Annotated in this window: 19 protein-coding genes; 13 read left to right on the top strand and 6 right to left on the bottom strand. The window is 30.3% G+C overall.

The window, feature by feature from the left end; genetic code table 11:
- Positions 1-103: 103 nt before the first annotated feature.
- The 5 genes from DAD81_RS14955 to DAD81_RS14940 all read left to right on the top strand — a co-directional run bounded on the left by DAD81_RS14955 (position 104) and on the right by DAD81_RS14940 (position 4,586).
- Positions 104-1,615: an FMN-binding glutamate synthase family protein gene (locus DAD81_RS14955; protein ID WP_111709100.1), complete on the top strand. Its 1,512-nt coding sequence runs from the start codon at positions 104-106 to the stop codon at positions 1,613-1,615.
- 47 nt (positions 1,616-1,662) lie between these two features.
- The gene (locus DAD81_RS20840) at positions 1,663-1,806 is read left to right on the top strand and encodes a hypothetical protein (RefSeq protein WP_179950064.1); all 144 of its coding nucleotides are present in this window, start codon (positions 1,663-1,665) and stop codon (positions 1,804-1,806) included.
- A 217-nt stretch (positions 1,807-2,023) separates the two neighbouring features.
- Entirely contained in the window at positions 2,024-3,091 is a 1,068-nt protein-coding gene (locus DAD81_RS14950) for a DUF2652 domain-containing protein (RefSeq protein ID WP_111709099.1), read from the top strand.
- Position 3,092: 1 nt separating this feature from the next.
- A complete protein-coding gene (locus DAD81_RS14945) occupies positions 3,093-3,755 on the top strand; it encodes an HD domain-containing protein (RefSeq protein ID WP_111709098.1) in 663 nt (220 codons plus the stop codon).
- A gap of 75 nt (positions 3,756-3,830) precedes the next feature.
- The gene (locus DAD81_RS14940; RefSeq protein WP_111709097.1) at positions 3,831-4,586 is read left to right on the top strand and encodes an alpha/beta hydrolase family protein; all 756 of its coding nucleotides are present in this window, start codon (positions 3,831-3,833) and stop codon (positions 4,584-4,586) included.
- A 320-nt stretch (positions 4,587-4,906) separates the two neighbouring features.
- Here the strand turns inward: DAD81_RS14940 and DAD81_RS14935 are convergent, their stop codons facing one another.
- The gene (locus DAD81_RS14935; RefSeq protein WP_157961153.1) at positions 4,907-5,104 is read right to left on the bottom strand and encodes a hypothetical protein; all 198 of its coding nucleotides are present in this window, start codon (positions 5,102-5,104) and stop codon (positions 4,907-4,909) included.
- Between the two features lie 990 nt (positions 5,105-6,094).
- Complete coding sequence (locus DAD81_RS14930) at positions 6,095-6,424, bottom strand: helix-turn-helix domain-containing protein (RefSeq protein WP_111709095.1); 330 nt, start codon at positions 6,422-6,424, stop codon at positions 6,095-6,097.
- A gap of 284 nt (positions 6,425-6,708) precedes the next feature.
- Between DAD81_RS14930 and DAD81_RS14925 the strand changes: the two genes are divergently transcribed.
- From DAD81_RS14925 to DAD81_RS14910, 4 genes are all read left to right on the top strand, one after another.
- A complete protein-coding gene (locus DAD81_RS14925) occupies positions 6,709-7,113 on the top strand; it encodes a DUF6943 family protein (RefSeq protein ID WP_111709094.1) in 405 nt (134 codons plus the stop codon).
- Between the two features lie 120 nt (positions 7,114-7,233).
- Positions 7,234-7,584: a DUF2493 domain-containing protein gene (locus DAD81_RS14920; protein ID WP_111709093.1), complete on the top strand. Its 351-nt coding sequence runs from the start codon at positions 7,234-7,236 to the stop codon at positions 7,582-7,584.
- Positions 7,585-7,807: 223 nt separating this feature from the next.
- Positions 7,808-8,497, top strand: a complete 690-nt coding sequence (locus DAD81_RS14915; RefSeq protein ID WP_111709092.1) for an SLATT domain-containing protein — start codon at positions 7,808-7,810, stop codon at positions 8,495-8,497.
- A gap of 935 nt (positions 8,498-9,432) precedes the next feature.
- Positions 9,433-9,837 (top strand): hypothetical protein, encoded by a 405-nt coding sequence (locus DAD81_RS14910; RefSeq protein WP_157961152.1) that lies wholly within the window; start codon positions 9,433-9,435, stop codon positions 9,835-9,837.
- A gap of 416 nt (positions 9,838-10,253) precedes the next feature.
- Here DAD81_RS14910 and DAD81_RS14900 read toward each other — a convergent pair whose 3' ends face one another.
- The 3 genes from DAD81_RS14900 to DAD81_RS14890 are packed head-to-tail and all read right to left on the bottom strand — an operon-like array spanning position 10,254 to position 11,647.
- Complete coding sequence (locus DAD81_RS14900) at positions 10,254-10,493, bottom strand: hypothetical protein (protein ID WP_111709089.1); 240 nt, start codon at positions 10,491-10,493, stop codon at positions 10,254-10,256.
- Between the two features lie 3 nt (positions 10,494-10,496).
- Entirely contained in the window at positions 10,497-10,892 is a 396-nt protein-coding gene (locus tag DAD81_RS14895; protein WP_111709088.1) for a DUF5675 family protein, read from the bottom strand.
- On the bottom strand, positions 10,892-11,647 hold the full coding sequence (locus DAD81_RS14890; protein WP_111709087.1) for a hypothetical protein: 756 nt from the start codon (positions 11,645-11,647) through the stop codon (positions 10,892-10,894). Before DAD81_RS14890 ends, DAD81_RS14895 begins: the two co-directional genes overlap by 1 nt.
- A 555-nt stretch (positions 11,648-12,202) precedes the next feature.
- Between DAD81_RS14890 and DAD81_RS14880 the strand changes: the two genes are divergently transcribed.
- The 4 genes from DAD81_RS14880 (at position 12,203) to DAD81_RS14870 (ending at position 17,123) form a co-directional block, all read left to right on the top strand.
- Complete coding sequence (locus DAD81_RS14880) at positions 12,203-13,741, top strand: Fic family protein (protein WP_111709085.1); 1,539 nt, start codon at positions 12,203-12,205, stop codon at positions 13,739-13,741.
- 1,458 nt (positions 13,742-15,199) lie between these two features.
- Positions 15,200-15,982, top strand: a complete 783-nt coding sequence (locus tag DAD81_RS14875) for an EFR1 family ferrodoxin (RefSeq protein ID WP_111709084.1) — start codon at positions 15,200-15,202, stop codon at positions 15,980-15,982.
- 187 nt (positions 15,983-16,169) lie between these two features.
- Positions 16,170-16,337, top strand: coding sequence for a hypothetical protein (locus DAD81_RS20740; protein ID WP_157961151.1), 168 nt, complete (start codon positions 16,170-16,172; stop codon positions 16,335-16,337).
- 9 nt (positions 16,338-16,346) lie between these two features.
- The gene (locus DAD81_RS14870) at positions 16,347-17,123 is read left to right on the top strand and encodes a hypothetical protein (protein WP_111709083.1); all 777 of its coding nucleotides are present in this window, start codon (positions 16,347-16,349) and stop codon (positions 17,121-17,123) included.
- A 12-nt stretch (positions 17,124-17,135) separates the two neighbouring features.
- Here DAD81_RS14870 and DAD81_RS14865 read toward each other — a convergent pair.
- A partial coding sequence (locus tag DAD81_RS14865) for an IS3 family transposase (protein WP_157961064.1) occupies positions 17,136-17,228 on the bottom strand: 93 nt, incomplete at its 5' end.

Below are 17,228 nucleotides of genomic sequence, written 5' to 3'. Positions count from 1 at the left end.
TAAATGTCAGGGAAAATTTAAAAAGGAGTCTATTTTGTTGGGTTTATTCTATATTTAAAAGTAAATACCCTTTTCACTAATCAAAAAAAAAAATTATTATAGCATGAAACCAAGAGAAATTTTTATCACAACAGCTATTTCAATCTTATTATTTATTACAATCATTTCATTTTTTTGGAAACCAATTTTATGGAGTTTGCTATTTATTATTCCATTAATCTTGATTGGAATTAAAGATATCCTTCAAAAAAAACATACTATAAAAAATAATTTTCCAGTAATTGGTCATTTCAGGTATTTATTGGAAGGTTTTCGCCCAGAAATTCAACAATATTTTGTGGAAACTGATATGGAAGGTACTCCAGTAAATAGAATTTTTAGATCTTTAATTTATTCAAGAGCTAAAAATGAAAATGATACCACTCCTTTTGGAACTAAAACTGATGTATACAAAATTGGATACGAGTGCATGACACATTCTTTATATCCTAAAAAACAAGCCGATTTAGATCCAAATCCTCGAATAGCGATTGGAGGTAAAAATTGTAAACTCCCATATAATTCAAGTATTTTAAATATTTCTGCTATGAGTTTTGGAGCATTAAGCCAAAATGCCGTTTTAGCTTTAAATAAAGGAGCTAAACTAGGTGGTTTTGCCCACAATACGGGTGAAGGCGGTATAAGTCCTTATCATTTAGAAGGTGGTGGAGATTTGATTTGGCAAGTTGGTACTGGTTATTTTGGGTGTAGAACAGTTGAAGGTAATTTTTGTAAAGACACTTTCAAAAAAAATGCCATGCAGAAAAATGTCAAAATGATTGAAATAAAACTTTCTCAAGGTGCAAAACCAGGTCACGGAGGTATTTTACCCGCAGCTAAAAACACTGAAGAAATTGCTAAAATTAGAGATGTAAAACCATTTACAGATGTGCATTCTCCTCCCTATCATACAGCTTTTAGCAATGCAGAAGGCTTAATGTATTTTATTCAACAATTAAGAGAACTTTCCAACGGAAAACCTATTGGTATTAAACTTTGCGTTGGCAGCAAAGAAGAGTTTATTGAACTGTGCGAAGCAATGAAAAACACAAATATTTCACCCGATTTTATAACTGTTGACGGTGGTGAAGGTGGTACTGGTGCTGCACCTGTAGAATTTTCAAATTCGTTGGGTTTGCCTTTACGTGAAGGATTGTCTTTTGTGGTAAATGCCTTAAAAAAATATGAGTTAAAAACAGATATAAAAGTAATTGCTTCGGGAAAAGTGTTTTCTGCCTTTCATATGATTCGCTTAATGGCTTTGGGGGCAGACGGCATAAATAGTGCGCGCGCCATGATGATGGCTATTGGATGCATTCAAGCGTTGCAATGCAACACAAATAAATGTCCTGTAGGCGTTGCAACTCAAAATAAAAGTTTAATGAAAGGGTTGGATGTAAATGAAAAATACATACGTGTAAGCAATTATCATAAAAATATTATTCACAGTTTTGTTGAAATGTTATCCGCAGCAGGATTGACAAAATCGAATGAAATTAACAGAAAACATATTTTACATAGAACAGGACCAAATAAATTAGTGTCTTATCAAGAATTATATTCTGAAAGTGTATAATTAAAAATTAAATTACAATTATAAAAACAATTTTAAAAACTTCAAAAATGAAAAACAGCTTATTAATTGGACTTATCATTATTGCATTTGTTATGATTGCAATTAGTATTTCAGCAAAAATTCTTCCTCCTGCACTTACAGGTGTTGGTTTTATAATTATAGCAAGTTTGCTTTATAAAAAGAAGGAATAATTAATAAATAAAATTAAGTATCCCTTTTAATATTTTTAGCTCACTTATTACTTGTTAAAAGCAACCGAAAACTACTTTAAACAAATGCAAAATCTAGCATTTAAATAAACCAAATTCTGTTTGAAAAATACCCAAAGCGCTTGATAAAATATTTGAAATTATAATTTTAAAGAATCAAAAAGTAATTTTCCAATTGAAGGATTAAAAACTCAATACAATGAAAAAAGCACTTTATTTTATGCCAGATATCAGCGGATTTACAAAATTTGTGAATAATACGGAGATTGAACACGGCATTCATATTATTGCAGAATTGCTGGAATTGTTAATTGACAGTGCCACTATAAATTTAGAATTGGTTGAAATTGAAGGTGATGCCTTATTTATGTTTACATCTAAAATACCAGATTACGGGCAACTTTTAGAACAAACAACCGCTATGCTTAAAAAATTTCATAAACACACTAAAAGTTACGAATCGAAACGAATTTGCAATTGCGGATCTTGCCGAACTACAACTAACCTAGAACTCAAATTTTTGGTGCATTATGGTGATTTGGCTTTTATAAAAGTAAAAGATATCGTAAAACCCTATGGCAAAGATGTAATTAAAATTCACAGTTCCCTAAAAAACAAGGTGCCAGTTAATGAGTATATTTTATTAACAAATAACGCTTACGATTTGTATAAAGATAATGTAGATGAAACTTGGATTAAAATAAACGAAAGTTATAATTCAAAACAGCTTGAATATTTTTATAAAAATCTAGAAAATATTCAAAATAATGTAGAATTAGTGGATGAAAAAAATGAAATTAAAAACAAAGAAATCAGTAAACCTTCAATAACTATTAAAGAAGATTTTGATGGAAATGTTCAAGAAATTTATACATATATCAGTGAATTAAAATACCGCCATCTTTGGGATAAAGAAGTCAAAAAAATTAAATTTGACGAAAACAGAGTAAACAGAATTGGCACCCAACACAATTGCATACTTAAGGTTGGTAATCTGAATTTTGAAACCATTGCAAATACTACTTCAGATGATTTGGTTTATGGTGAAAATACTAAAGACTTAATGTTTGCTAAAAACTTTTCATATTTAATAAAACTCCATAAAATAGATAAAAATAAAACAAAAGTGGAAGTGAATTTATATTTGGAATTAAATACACTAGGTGCTTTTATGAAATCGAATATATACAGAATGATTAAAAAAATATGGAAAAATAAACTGTTTGAACTACAATTGGTTTTAAAAAACAATTCCCAAATTTTATAGTATGAAAGAAATACTTTTAAAAGCAGAAACCTTTGTGCTTAAGAGTTTAAATAAAAACTTAAAAAGCGCTTTTGTTTATCATACATTTAGCCATACACAATTTGTAGTTTCTAAAATAAATGAAATCATTAAAAATGAAAATATAACCGATGAAGATAAAGAAATTGTGTTACTTTCTGGTTGGCTTCATGACATTGGATATACTGTAGACAAAACAAAACATGAAGATAATAGTATTGTAATTGCAAAAGATTTTTTAACAAAAGAAGGATATGATGAATATAAAATACAGCAAATATTGGCGTGTATTAATGCTACAAAATTAAATGAAACGCCTTTAAACCTACTTCAAGAAATTATTTGTGATGCCGATTTTGCACATTTTGCCTCAAAAAATTATAACAAACTGGCAAATCAATTGCGGGAGGAATTTAAAAATACTGATTGCGGCACTTACACAAATATAGAATGGATGAAGGAAAATATTATCGTTTTCAAACAACATAAATATTATACTAAATTTGCCATTTTAAATTGGAATATTGCTAAAAACGAAAACTTAATTTCAATAAAAAAGAAACTTGAAAAAGAAACAAAAAAAGCGAATCAAAAAATAATTTCAGAAAACAGATTTGAAAAAAGTATTAATACACAATTTTTATGATTGGTATTATTACTTCTGTAATTGCTTTTGCAATTTCTTACAAAGTTTTTGACCTATAAAAAATAAAATAAATATATGATTTCTAAAAAAATAACCTTTAAAAATACCAAAGGAATGGTGTTAGCTGCTCGATTGGAATTACCTGAAAACGAACCAACTGCGTATGCGCTTTTTGCACATTGCTTTACGTGTAATAAAAACCTAACCGCTGTGCGCACTATAGGAAGAACCTTAACAGAAAAAAATATCGCAGTTTTACGTTTTGATTTTACTGGTTTGGGAGAAAGTGAAGGCGATTTTGAACATACTAATTTTTCTTCAAATATTGAAGATTTATACAGTGCAGCACAGTTTTTAAAAGAAAATTATCAGGCACCTTCACTTTTAATTGGACACTCTTTAGGTGGTGCTGCAGTAATTTATGCCTCTGCAAAAATTCCATCAGTAAAAGCCATAGCAACAATTGGAGCACCTTCAAATCCAAAACATGTTTCTCATTTATTTCATAGCAGTATTAATGAAATTAAGGAGATGGGAAGCGCTATAGTTAGTATTGGAGGAAGGGAATTTACTATTCAAAAACAATTTATTGAAGATATTCAAGAGAATAACCTGAAACATATTTTAAACAATTTTAGAAATTCAATTTTAATATTGCATTCACCACAAGATACAACCGTTGGAATTGAAAATGCAGCAGAAATTTATTCAGCGGCAAGGCATCCAAAAAGTTTTATTTCATTAAATGGCGCAGACCATTTATTGAGCAACAAAAGGGATTCTAAATATGTTGGAAACATTATTGCAACTTGGGCAGATAGGTATTTATAAATTTAAAAAGGAATAAAAAGTAAATTTCAGAATAGCCTTAATTCAATAAAAAATTTCTCCTTTATTAATTGGAGAGGTTATTCCCAATGTTGTATTAAAATCATCTAATGCAAGTGACCATTCTGGTTTACTATCATTTGTCGGTAATTTTTCATTTAAAAATTAACAATTTAAGTTCTTATTGCTCAAAAATGTTATGCATTTAAAATCGGAATAATCTAAATGAACATTAAATTAGGTTGTTTTTTGTTTCTTATAAATTTATCGTGTTTAAATATAACAAGTAATTTGTTCCCCATCTCCAGCAGTATTCCGTTCCATTACATTCCACTACATACAGCTTCCAATTCCGCATAGTAAAAACCACTGAAAAAGTGGTATTTACTTTTTGCCTTTGCCCTAACGTCACCTTCATCTTGACTGGAGGTCTCATAATCCGAACTACCAACAAATCCATTTCCATTAATTAAAGTAGAACAAACCAGAAACATCCGTGCAGGTAATAAGGTGTTCGTCACACGCTCCATTTAGTTCCGTAAAATACAATTACAAGGGCATTCTAAATAAAACGTCATTGCGAGCGAAGCGAAGCAATCTCACAATTCGGAACTAAAATTTCAACTTGTAATCCCCTTGTACTTGCCATTCATTGCACTACAATTTGTGCTCCAGTGGGTGCTCATTGCAGCACACTCAATTATTTTATTACACACATTCCATGTATTACTCACGCATAGCTATCTTTTGCCCTTAAAATCCTTTTAGGTTTTGCCACGCAAGTCTTTTAATTAAGGGCAAACCGCTATTACACTATTTTCGCTCGCCTGCTGCTCACTTCGGGCTAATCAGGTTGTCACAGTTTTTGCAGTACTTACTTCAGAAAAAGAAAACCCATTTTGCATATTATTTAACCACTCCTTGCCACTCGAGATTAAACCATATTGCAAACGCTCACAAGAGCAACATATTCCGTTTAAATCATACTTTTAAAACAACATTTACTTTAAAACCCAACTCACCAAAACGACCTATTAAAATAGCTGTAGAAATAGAAGTTATCGAAACGTATGAGTAATCCAAAGAGCTAAGCGGTCTGGATACAAAAGTGAGGTAACGTAGTATTCTAGGCTATTTTAATAAGTCTTGATTTTTTGGTTCGTTTTGCATCAAGGCTACTGCGAAGCACATCACGAACACTTAATAAAATAATTGAGTCCGTGAGTAAAATGAACATAGTGTAAATGAAAACCACTTCATATCTTGCACTTGCCTTTCCAACTTCATAAATTTAAATACGAAAAAGTACAGCAAAAACTCCGCCAACCTTGCGTGTACCACGTAGTTGTTGCACGTACTTATGCCGTTGGCAACGTACTTTTACCCCAACACCCTTCGTTCAACTCGCTAGGCGGCTCGCTTTAATGCTTCGCGATTACCTGCTAATATCAACTTTAAACACAGTTTTTAATATCATATTTCGAACTTCAGTATCGTTAATTAATTTGATTTTACCTTTTTTTTCTCATTAAATTAGCATTAGCTTCTTGTTCAATATCCTTTATCGTCTTAACTTTATTTTCTAATACCCATTTATCAATTTCATATTTATTAAAATAAAGTTTTTTACCTCTATTTTTTGAATGTGGTATTTCTCTAGTACTTGTCAATTTATAAATATGACTTTTAGAAAGCCCAAGATATTCACATAACTCTTTTAAGTTCATAACTTCTTTATAACCATCATCATTATATTTAGTTTCTAATTTGTGTTCAATTGATGCAAGTCTTTTTTCAATAACAGTTAGTTTCTCTACAATAATTTCAAAAGGGTTTTCCATAATACTATAATTTAGATTTAAAGTAAAAATAAAAAAGATAGCTAAAATAGGTTGTTCCCTTCACCAGCCACACTAATGCAATTAAGGTCTAGCCCTACGGGTTTTGAAAAAAATCTCCACCTCATATACATTCGGTTTCGTTTCAACATTCTATACAGGTTGTATTTTTTCCAAAAACCTTGACAGCCTTCTCCTCACAACCAGCATCATAGCTGTCTTTTTTCTTCTTCCAAAAGTTTAATGCGCGAAGCGCTAGCGAAGCATATAATTTTAATTGGAGAACTATGTCAACTTATGAAATCAGAACCCATCAGGTAGGAAGAACCTACAGTGCACCACACTTTTTTATTTTGAACAAAGGCTTGAACAGTGGTAAGCCACTTGATCAATCTTGTCCAAATTGTTTTGTAGTAACTACTCAAAATCAGGAGCAACGAGAACAGCTTTTTTACTTATGCCTATCTCTTAAAGTTGGAAAGTACTTCCTCTATTATTTAAAAGGAAGTGTCATTCCTTTTATATGTATAACCGATACTAAAATGGTTATTAATACAGCATTAAATAATTACGTGAAACAGCAATGGGAAACTAAGGTTAAAAAACTGGTAAAAATTACCGTTTTTGAAGAAAACCTGCAGCAACAACTCGCAGCAATTGCACAATTAAAAATTGCATTATTGAGGTCCTAAAATTATTGGAGCCTGCACAGAGCGCAGTCGAAGTGTCATCCTGGACTTGACTTGTGATTTCATCAAGGAGTCCGTCATTCTGAACTTGATTCAGAATCTCACCATTTAAAACTAAAAACTATGAAACTAATAATAGCAGGAGGACGTACTTTCAATGATTATAAAAAGCTATGTGCCGAATGTGATAACATTCTCCAGGATCAAAACAATGTTGAAATTGTATCTGGAGCTTATTACAAAGGAGCCGACAAACTTGGAGAGCAATACGCAAAAGAAAGAGGATATATTGTAACAAAGTTTCCTGCAGATTGGAAAAGATTTGGAAAAGCTGCAGGACCAAAACGTAATGAACAAATGGCAAATTATGCCGATGCTTTAATTGCCTTTTGGGATGGGAAAAGTAGAGGCACTATGAATATGATTGATTTATCAGAACAATTTGGTTTATTCTTGAAAATTAGTTGTTATTAAAAAGCATTCTAAAATAACCTGTATCAATAATCAATTTAAATAAATAAATTTTATTGAAATATAATTTCATTTACTGTAATTTAGTAGCAAAATAATTGCAAGCTATATCGTATTGATTTTATTAAAATAGGTGAAACCTTGGTTTATCCCTTGTTTTATCTTAATAACTAGTGGAGTTAGTTTGTATATAACAAGTTAGGGCACATTATGATAAAAAATTACAATGGAAAAGAATAAGAATCAATTAGCTAGTCCGAAAGAATATCTTGAAAAAAGTTTTTTAGAGGAATTAAACTATAAAATTTGGTCTACAAAAGGAGCAAGATTTAATGCGGATAAAAGATTAAAAATAAAAGCTAACTTATCGAATATTAGTTTGGCTATTCTATCTGCATATCTAATTATTGCCAGTTTGATTTCTGTTTATAATATAAATTCAGGAAATGATGAGAATATCATTAATTATTTCATAACTGCACTTTCAATTTTAGTTCTTGTATTCAGTCAGTTTGAAAATGCTCAAGATTATAAATTAAAGGCTAAAATATTTCACGATTGTGGACTTGATTTATCTGAACTTTATAATGATTTGAGAATATTTAAAACACAAAAGAAAAAACCTTCAGAATATGAAACTTATAGCTTTGTGAAAAATTTGTCTAATAAATATCAAATAGTATTGAGGAATTATCAAAATCATTCACCAATTGATTATGATTTATTTCAGATAAATAATATTGAATATTTTAAAAAAATTGCACCAAGTAAAGCTACTCCAAAAAATATTAAGAAAGTAAGGAGAAGGTATAATTGGCAGATTTATGGTTGGTATACAATTATGATTGTTGCTCCACCGATTTTAATTATTGGAATTTTGATATTTTTAAATTGTACCGGTAACAACGTGCTCTAATCGAGTAGACGGCTCCGTCCATAATTGAACGGAGTGCGCCTCTCACACCACCGTACATACGGGTCTCGTATACGGCGGTTCATTAATCATCTCTACAACCGCTCTTTACACCAGTTGAAGCTATTTCCTACTTTTATAAAAGGCTATAATTCTACTAGAATACTATCAGTAACGTAGAAATTACTCCCAATTCAATTTCAGAAAGATTAATGTTCAGTCCTTCCCTACTTGTGAGACCTCTGTGATTTTACACAGCTCATTTCTGGTAGGTACTATGACCTCTGCTGACTTCTCTGCTATATCAACTCGTGATTACAGAGACCTCCCCAGGTAATAACATCTTCTTTCTCTCAATTACTGCCGTATCTACATATAAACCCTTTTGGTATTCGTTGGGCGTTACAATGATGTGCTTGCTTACCCAAGTTTATATGCCTCATATACGATTCCTGTTCGTCAGTACCGAGTTTTGTAGTCTCGCTTCCTTCAATTCTAACCTCACGGTTAACAACCTTGCGACTTACTAATGGTTCAAAGCGTTACCCTTGCCCATAAGGGACTTGCACCCTCTAGATTAATTATTTACCTTTCAGTAAATTAAAGATGCCCATGCTGGGCACACACAACTGGTATATTTTATTGTTTGGTTCTAGCACACTTACGAAAATCCTAAAGGGATTTTCTTGGTCAGTAATTATTTACTAAATTTAGTGCTTAAACACTCAACAAAACATACCAAAAATCGTTAGTATAAATGGCTCGACTGATATTTTCGTTCGACAAATTACAGTAGAAAAAGCCTTTTAAAGTATTCAGATTTAGAGCAAAAAGAGTAATGATAAAATTAAACGGTAAAATGATTACAAATAGAGAAAACAAATATGAATTCACAAAATGATCTACGTAAAGCTTGGCTGAGTTTTATAGAAAAATTTATGAGTGAACAACTTGAATTAGTTGAAGAGGTAGTCAACACTGACAACATTCAATTTGAAGTGAAAAATTTCTTAGGAACAGGAATCAACCTTAATAATAGTTATGGATTTCTGACCGTTGATTTTAGAGATAAGGAATGCAGATGGGACGTTCAAGATTTTATAGCAGTTACACAAATAACCTACGAATCAAAAAGAATAGAAAAAATGACTTTGAAATCAACGAATTGGTCTTCTGAAGATTATCCTTGTCGAATATATGGAGCAGATAATAAAGGGAAAATTCGATTTTATAGAAGCGATAAAATTACTGATTTTGATGAATTACTCAATAGTTTCATTACTGTATTTCAAAGCGTAATGTTCGCAATTATTCGGTTAAAAGTTAGAACTGCGTCAGAATAATAATTGAATTTACAACCAATACTAACAACACGTATAATTACAAGTAAGATCGAAAAAACAACAAACAAGGTAATAATTGAATCGTGGGATTTAAAAGTTGTTACGGTTAATTTCACAACAGACAAATCTCAGAAAATAGAAAAATTCTATTATTAGCAAATCGTTTCGCCAAATATACTAACAATGCATATAAAAAAAGCCTGACTTAAAATTTAGCTAGGCTTTTTTTTGTTTTCAAATAGTTTTCTTAGAACTAGAGATACAAAAAAACTAACAACAGCTCCAATAGCAGCCATAACAACAGTAAAAATCACATCGTTTAAGCTTATATTTAAAACAGTGGATAGCAAAGTCCCACCTATAACCCCAGACTTTATTTGAATATTGTTTCCCACTTCAATTTCTAAATTTATGAGTTAGTTAATTTTAGAATCTAAATCTTTGTCTTTCTTTTTATCAGAAACAACAGCTTGGCTTACAGCCGTAGCTACCGTTCCGGCAACTGTTAAATAAGTTGCAATAGTAATTACTGCAGCAGGTAATGAAATTGGAGCAGCAATAATAACACCACCAGCTGTGGCCAATGCAATTCCAATGTTTCTTAATTTTCTAAAAAATGGAGGAGTAGGTTTTTTATAACGTTGTTTTAAGTTCATAATTTATGATTTAATGGTTAAGATTACTTTTTCTTTTCGTTCAAATGCTTGGTAGCATAGCGATACAATTTTTTGAAATAAAGGCGTTGAAGTCAATCCTTTTCCAATTCCTGTAAGTGAACTAATAGGAGCAATGCAACCACGCAATTCTTTTTTAGCATCATTAGCAGGGTGAATTAATATTAAGCTTCTACCTTCAACATTTTCCAACTGTAAATGATGTTTAAACTTTTCAGAAAAGCGAGGTTTTAGAGTATAAACACCTTCAGGAATACAAGAAAAGGATCGTTTGTTTTCCTTCCAAGGCAATTCAATTATAAAACCAAAGAAGGCACCTTTATAAAAGAGGACCCCATTGGTGCCCTCTTTTAAATAAGTTCTATGTAAAAGGAAATGCATTATACAGTATCAATTTCTACAATTGATAAAGCATTATATGCACCATTTTTCAAAGTGTACATTTGTCCATTTACTTCTTGGTAAAACTCAATACCTAAAACAATAATTACAGGTTGGGTTGAATTTGCAGGAGCACTCATTGTTAACGCAGCCGTTGCTGTGTTTGCATTATCGTAAGGCAAAATTGCAGTTTCATCATTCTGAAAAGATGAACTTTCATTTGCAAAATCTAAATCAGATACACCAGCCACAACTTTAAAATGCGTTGTTCCTGCAGGAGCAGCAACTCTAACCATAGGAGCAAATGCCGCAATATCTAATGTCGCATCTCCAGATACTCTATCAAAAGTAGTTGTAAAAGGAGTAAATAAAGTTGAACCAAGTTTTCCATTCAAGTTAAATTCAAAACCTTTTAAAGAACTCATATTACCATCTTGAATAGTTCTTAAACCACGCGCGTTTGATGTATCGGTTTTAACAACTTTTAGAAGTTGGGTAGTTAATCTACTAACAACTCTTTTGTCTTTTGCATTTTGTAATAAAATACGAATTGCGCTTCTAAGTGTTTTACCGCCTTTACCTGCAGCACCAAATTCAGAACCATTTTCACGAGTTCTTTGAAACGCAGGATCGTTTGCAATTCTAGATTTGTCCACACCGCCTTTTTCACGAGCAAGGTGTCCATCACTTGTTTTATAAAAGGAAATACCACCAATGGTTCCTTTTAATTTAATAATACCAGTTTGTTTAGCCATAATGTTATAAATTTTTAAATTCAAACAAATGAAGCTATCTTTATAAGGAAAATCAAAAATAGGAATCCATTCAATCCGAAATGAACTTTTAATTCCGAAATAGGGTATAGGTTCGTTTAGTATTATAGTAGGATAAAGTATAGATAGTGTATGAAAATTGTAAGAACGTGTATATATCCAAAAGATATTCAGTGCATCACTGGGCGTAGTGAAAGATATGGGCGTAAACTTTTAAATACAATGAAATTACATTTCGGAAAACAGAAACACCAATTTATAACTTCAGAAGAATTCTCAGATTATAGCGGTATTAAACTAGAAATTGTGAATGAATATCTGAGTAAGGTATCTTAAATTTTTTTATATGTTTATACATATAAAAAGGTAGATATAGATATTATTGTATTTATTTGCATATAATTTATAGCATTCGATCTACCTTAAAACCTAAAATATATAAGTGTTTTTCATAAATATTAAATAATATTAAGTGTTTTTCATAGCTTATAATTGATTTTCACGTATATTTGATTTAATTATATTTCACAAATAGATATGGAAATTAAGTTTTTTTCACAAAATATAACTGTTTTTCACGGGAGAACTGTTCCTGAAATTGGTAGTTTAGTGGGGTATGGAGCATTAATAGAGGTATTTAAACTAGAAATACCTATGCCATTTAAATTAGCATTAATAAGTACTAAAAACCGACAATATAAAACAGAGGAATGGCAGGTATTTACACCGCGACATCGACCAGCAGAATCTCTTTATAAGCAATTGATATTTGCTTTAAGATATGAGGGTGTTAACTTATTATTTTTTAAAAAACTATTTGAAAGATTATCTGTTAAGGAAATAGAGGAGTTGGTTCAAATAGAACCTTTAGGACAATATAGTCGTAAAATATGGTTTTTATATGAATGGTTATTTAATCAACAATTAAACATTCCAAATTTAAAGTCGGGAAATTTTGTAGCATTGATAGATGGTAAAATTCAATATGCAATTCAAGGTTCAAATGTTTCAAGACAACGTATTGTAAATAATTTACCAGGAACACCTAATTTTTGTCCATTAATTTTTAAGACTGAAAAGCTAGAAAAATATATTGAGGCTAACTTAGAGGTAAAAAAGAGTGATTATCTGAAAAATATTAGAAAAGATGCTTTGCAACGAGCTTCAGCATTTTTATTATTAAAAGATTCTAAAGCATCTTTTACAATTGAAGGTGAAAATCCTACAAATAAAAGAGCAGTTCTATGGGGAAAGACAATAGGGCAGGCGGGTACCAAAAACTTAAGCAAAGAGGAGCTGATAAGATTGCAGCAAATGGTAATAGAGAATAGTAGGTTTGTTAAAATGGGGTTTAGGAAAGAAGCTGGTTTTGTAGGGGAGCACGATAGAATGTCAGGAGAACCAATACCGGAACACATCTCTGCGAAATGGCAAGATGTTGAAGAGTTGATAAATGGACTAATAGAAAGTTTTGAAAGAATGGAACAGTCAAGCTTTAATGCTGTTTTAATTGCTGCTAATATTGCTTTTGGCTTTGTATTCATTCATCCATTTGTTGATGGTAATGGGAGAATACATCGGTATTTAATTCATCATATTTTAGCCAAAATGAATTTTGCTCAACAGGGTATAATATTTCCAATCTCAGCTTCAATATTGAACCATATTACCGATTATAGAAAGGTGTTAGAATCGTATTCACATTCGTTATTAGAATTTATAAAATGGCAAAAAACTGAAAACAACAATGTTGAAGTTTTAAATAATACAATTGATTTATATAAATATTTTGATGCTACATTGCAAGCTGAATTTTTATATGATTGTGTGAATGATACTCTAGAAAATGTAATTCCTGATGAGGTGAATTATTTACGCAAATTTGATGAAATGAAGTATTTTCTGGAGAATACATTTGAAATGCCAGATAAAATGGTTGCCTTGTTAATTCGTTTTTTAGAACAGAATCAAGGGCTGCTTTCAAAGAGAGCTCAAAAGAATGAGTTTGTGGAATTAACAGCTGATGAAATTATTAGTATTGAAGGTCAGTTTAAAGAAATATTTTTAGAAGATTAAATCCTAAATTATAGATTTTTTTTGAAAAAGCCCATAAAATTTGAAGCTATTTATAGCTGTTTAGTAGTGCTAATTTTGTATCTTTATAATTAGACCGAAGGTCAAATCGATTGAAGTATTATCAAATATTATGGTAGCTAATCGGTCAACAAAACGCAACAAGGAAAAGTTAATCCCTTTATTTTTAAGGGCTTGTGGATAGGGTTCGAATCCTATCGCGATCACGTTATAACCTACTGAATTTCAGTAGGTTATTTTGTTTTTAGACGTTTTTGTTTTCTTTAAAAAATAATCTGTGCACAAAATTTGCACAAAAACGGCTTCTTATTTCTCATAATAAGTGGTTTTTTGTCGATTAAAATGCAATGATAATTTAAATATTTTGTCAAATAATCAAACTACAAAAAAGGTGTATTTCACAATTCTACATCGAATTATCTAAAAAATAGGTTCATTTCAGACTTTTTGGAAATAATTAATGAAGAATTTTTCTTTTTGGGATCATTTATAGTTCTAATTTAAAAATTAGAAAAAAACTGGTTTTTGTGAATTTTACAAATAAAAAACTCACATCGTAGAGATGTGGGTAAATTGCTATGAAAAAGTTAGACCTTAAGGTCTAGAAGTCAATTATAGTATAATAACTGAAATTAAAAAATATTTTTTTAGGAGTTAAGAAAAATAATTGCCAGTGAGGAGTGATAACTGTTTGTATAGTTCCTTTAATTAACTTTTACCTTAATTAAGATATTAGCACATTTTTTGACTTTATAAAATTACGGAAATATGAAGATTAATATGTCCAAATATGGACAGGCAGCTTTAAAGCTTGTAGAAGGTTACAAAATCAAAAAGGATTGAAAAGAGGCCTGAAATTTAGCTTTAAAATGTATTTAAGTAGGATTAACGGTATCTCTTTTGAATTATGGTTTTCCATAATGCGAAATAAATTAGATTTCTTACTTTTAATACTTTGTAAAATCTAAGAATCTCTATGAAAATAAACACAAATATTTAGTAACTCTTTTTATCTATTCATTTTAAAAAGCTATTGTTATGTGGCTAAATTATTTAAAATGATTTGGTTAATACTTATTGTTTTATTTCAACAAATATTAATGTTATTTTTAGGTTTCAATTATCGTTCTAAACCAAAAAATATCCATACATTTAACCTTCGTTTAATTGCTAAATTAATTTAACATGTTAAATAATTCTTTTCCATAAAAGCTATAATATTTAACGAAGACTTAAGAGTCAAAATACCGTCTATACTGCATCTAATTCTATTAGGTAATGTCAATTTAAGTCAATGAATGGGCAGGTTACTGTAACGTCATTACTAGGTGAGAAGCAATCTTATAAACAGAACGAAAATAATAGTTTGGTATGGTTGCGAAAGATGGAGAAAGGTATAAAAGAAAAAAAATTAGATAAAAAATAACCTCAAAAAAAACTATGGATGCATTAAATCTAATATATTATTCACCGACAGGAACTACACAAAAAATTGTTCGAGAAATTGGTGAGAATTTAGGAGTAAAGCGTATTTCAGAATATAATATTTCAGAAAATGAAATAGAATCAATACCTGTCTTAAATAATAGTTTAACAATATTTGGACTTCCTGTATATGGTGGTCGTTTACCATTAACTGCTATTGAAACATTGAAAAAGTTTCAATCAAATCAATCTCCAGCGGTAATTGTGGTTGTATATGGGAATAGAGATTACGATGATTCACTTTTAGAGCTTCAAGAAATAGCAAATAATTGTGGATTTAAGGTAATTGCTGGCGCTGCTTTTATTGGAGAACATTCCTATTCATCCAATGAAAAACCAATAGCGCAGAACAGACCTGATAAACAAGATTTAGAAAAATGCAAGGATTTTTCCAAGTTGGTAATTAAAAAAATAAAGCATATAAGTAAGCTTACAGCACCTACAATACCAGGTAATTACCCATATAAAGAGCGTAAACAATTACCTGCAAATGTTCATCCAGAAACAGATAATAAACGATGTAATAAATGTGGTATTTGTGTTGATGTTTGTCCTACCAATGCAATTAGCATAGAAGATTTAGTTATAACAGACGGTGAATTGTGCACCTTATGTTGTGCTTGTGTAAAGTATTGTCCGGAAGAAGCGAGAACATTTGATCATCCAAAAATAAATGAAATTAGAGAGCGACTCTTACTCAATTGTTCAACTAGAAAAGAGCCTTTATTTTTTGTTTAAAGATAAGGTTTTCAAAAAAATTACGAGCTGCGAAATTGGTTATTATCCACTTTAATGAATGTGCAGGTAACAGTAACGTCATTGTAAGGTACGAAGCAATCTTATGATATAATAACTAATAATAAGTTGGGTATGGTTGTGAAGAAAGATGGAGACAGTTATGGAGAAAAATAATTAAAAAATAACAATGATAGATTATAAAGAATACGAAAAAACAGTATATAATTGGTTAATTGATAAAAACAATCAAGACCCTAATTTTACGTTTTCACATAGAATAAAAGGGTCTAAAGGAGCTGAATTAGATTATTTTATTGGTACTGAAAAGTCTCGTTATTTTGGCACAACATTTTAGGCTATACCAGTGGGTTATCCAGGATCATCTTCAGACTGTATTGATCTTTTTTTTAAACAAACATCAAATGGTTACTCCTATTATCTTGAATTTAATCAAACTAATTCACCTGAAAATGATCAAAATTTATCAGTCTTAGAACTTCTTAAATCCCTAAAGGATCCTTTGGTAAATAAGTTTGGATTTAGCTATGAAAGTAAACCAGATAATAAAATTTTTACTTTTATACCAAATCGTAAAAAAGAAAACTATGAAACGATTGAAGAATTATTAGTTGACGTTGAAAAAGATTTAACAACTATTATACCACTAGTTGATAAATATATTTTAAAAGAGCAAAAAAGAAACCCTGATTTTGTAGCGCACAGAATTACTCAAAAAGAGTTTTGTGCTATGAAGAATAAACTTGAAAGGAGGTTAAAAAAATATTCAAATATAAAAGATATGCTATTCAATAAAGTAACCCTTGAAAATGTAAAAACGGCGGTTAATGACCTTAAAGAAAAAGGTATACCAGATGGATTTAACTCTTCTAAATATTATGATGTAAAAATTGATGGAACTTTGTATCCATCAAAACCCATCATGGCAATAGCTAATTATTATGCTACTGGTAGAAAAGTTGAAAATTATTTTTCTGGAGGTATAAATACACCTTGTTTTAAGGCTTATGAGAGATTAGGGATTGAAATAGTAACTAAGTCAAATAATATGGACCCATCACAAACTTTTCTAATTGTAGTTTCGAAAGAACTCAAAGATGATAGACTGCACCCCAAAGTTTAGACAAATTTATAATTAATTTTGATAATAATGAGTTCGATATTGAATCGGACTCATTCCTTTTAAATTTAGTTTAATTCTTTCATTATTATAATATTTTATATACTG

The organism is Lutibacter citreus (assembly GCF_003260195.1).
GTDB classification, from domain to species: Bacteria; Bacteroidota; Bacteroidia; order Flavobacteriales; family Flavobacteriaceae; genus Lutibacter; species Lutibacter citreus.
This window is presented reverse-complemented; position numbering and strand designations above follow the sequence as displayed.

Coding starts and splice junctions, on each gene's coding strand:
- DAD81_RS14955 (WP_111709100.1), top strand. CDS start 104: ATGAAACCAAGAGAAATTTTTATCACAACAGCTATTTCAATCTTATTA.
- DAD81_RS20840 (WP_179950064.1), top strand. CDS start 1,663: ATGAAAAACAGCTTATTAATTGGACTTATCATTATTGCATTTGTTATG.
- DAD81_RS14950 (WP_111709099.1), top strand. CDS start 2,024: ATGAAAAAAGCACTTTATTTTATGCCAGATATCAGCGGATTTACAAAA.
- DAD81_RS14945 (WP_111709098.1), top strand. CDS start 3,093: ATGAAAGAAATACTTTTAAAAGCAGAAACCTTTGTGCTTAAGAGTTTA.
- DAD81_RS14940 (WP_111709097.1), top strand. CDS start 3,831: ATGATTTCTAAAAAAATAACCTTTAAAAATACCAAAGGAATGGTGTTA.
- DAD81_RS14930 (WP_111709095.1), bottom strand. CDS start 6,424: ATGGAAAACCCTTTTGAAATTATTGTAGAGAAACTAACTGTTATTGAA.
- DAD81_RS14925 (WP_111709094.1), top strand. CDS start 6,709: ATGTCAACTTATGAAATCAGAACCCATCAGGTAGGAAGAACCTACAGT.
- DAD81_RS14920 (WP_111709093.1), top strand. CDS start 7,234: ATGAAACTAATAATAGCAGGAGGACGTACTTTCAATGATTATAAAAAG.
- DAD81_RS14915 (WP_111709092.1), top strand. CDS start 7,808: ATGGAAAAGAATAAGAATCAATTAGCTAGTCCGAAAGAATATCTTGAA.
- DAD81_RS14910 (WP_157961152.1), top strand. CDS start 9,433: ATGAGTGAACAACTTGAATTAGTTGAAGAGGTAGTCAACACTGACAAC.
- DAD81_RS14900 (WP_111709089.1), bottom strand. CDS start 10,493: ATGAACTTAAAACAACGTTATAAAAAACCTACTCCTCCATTTTTTAGA.
- DAD81_RS14895 (WP_111709088.1), bottom strand. CDS start 10,892: ATGCATTTCCTTTTACATAGAACTTATTTAAAAGAGGGCACCAATGGG.
- DAD81_RS14890 (WP_111709087.1), bottom strand. CDS start 11,647: ATGGCTAAACAAACTGGTATTATTAAATTAAAAGGAACCATTGGTGGT.
- DAD81_RS14880 (WP_111709085.1), top strand. CDS start 12,203: ATGGAAATTAAGTTTTTTTCACAAAATATAACTGTTTTTCACGGGAGA.
- DAD81_RS14875 (WP_111709084.1), top strand. CDS start 15,200: ATGGATGCATTAAATCTAATATATTATTCACCGACAGGAACTACACAA.
- DAD81_RS20740 (WP_157961151.1), top strand. CDS start 16,170: ATGATAGATTATAAAGAATACGAAAAAACAGTATATAATTGGTTAATT.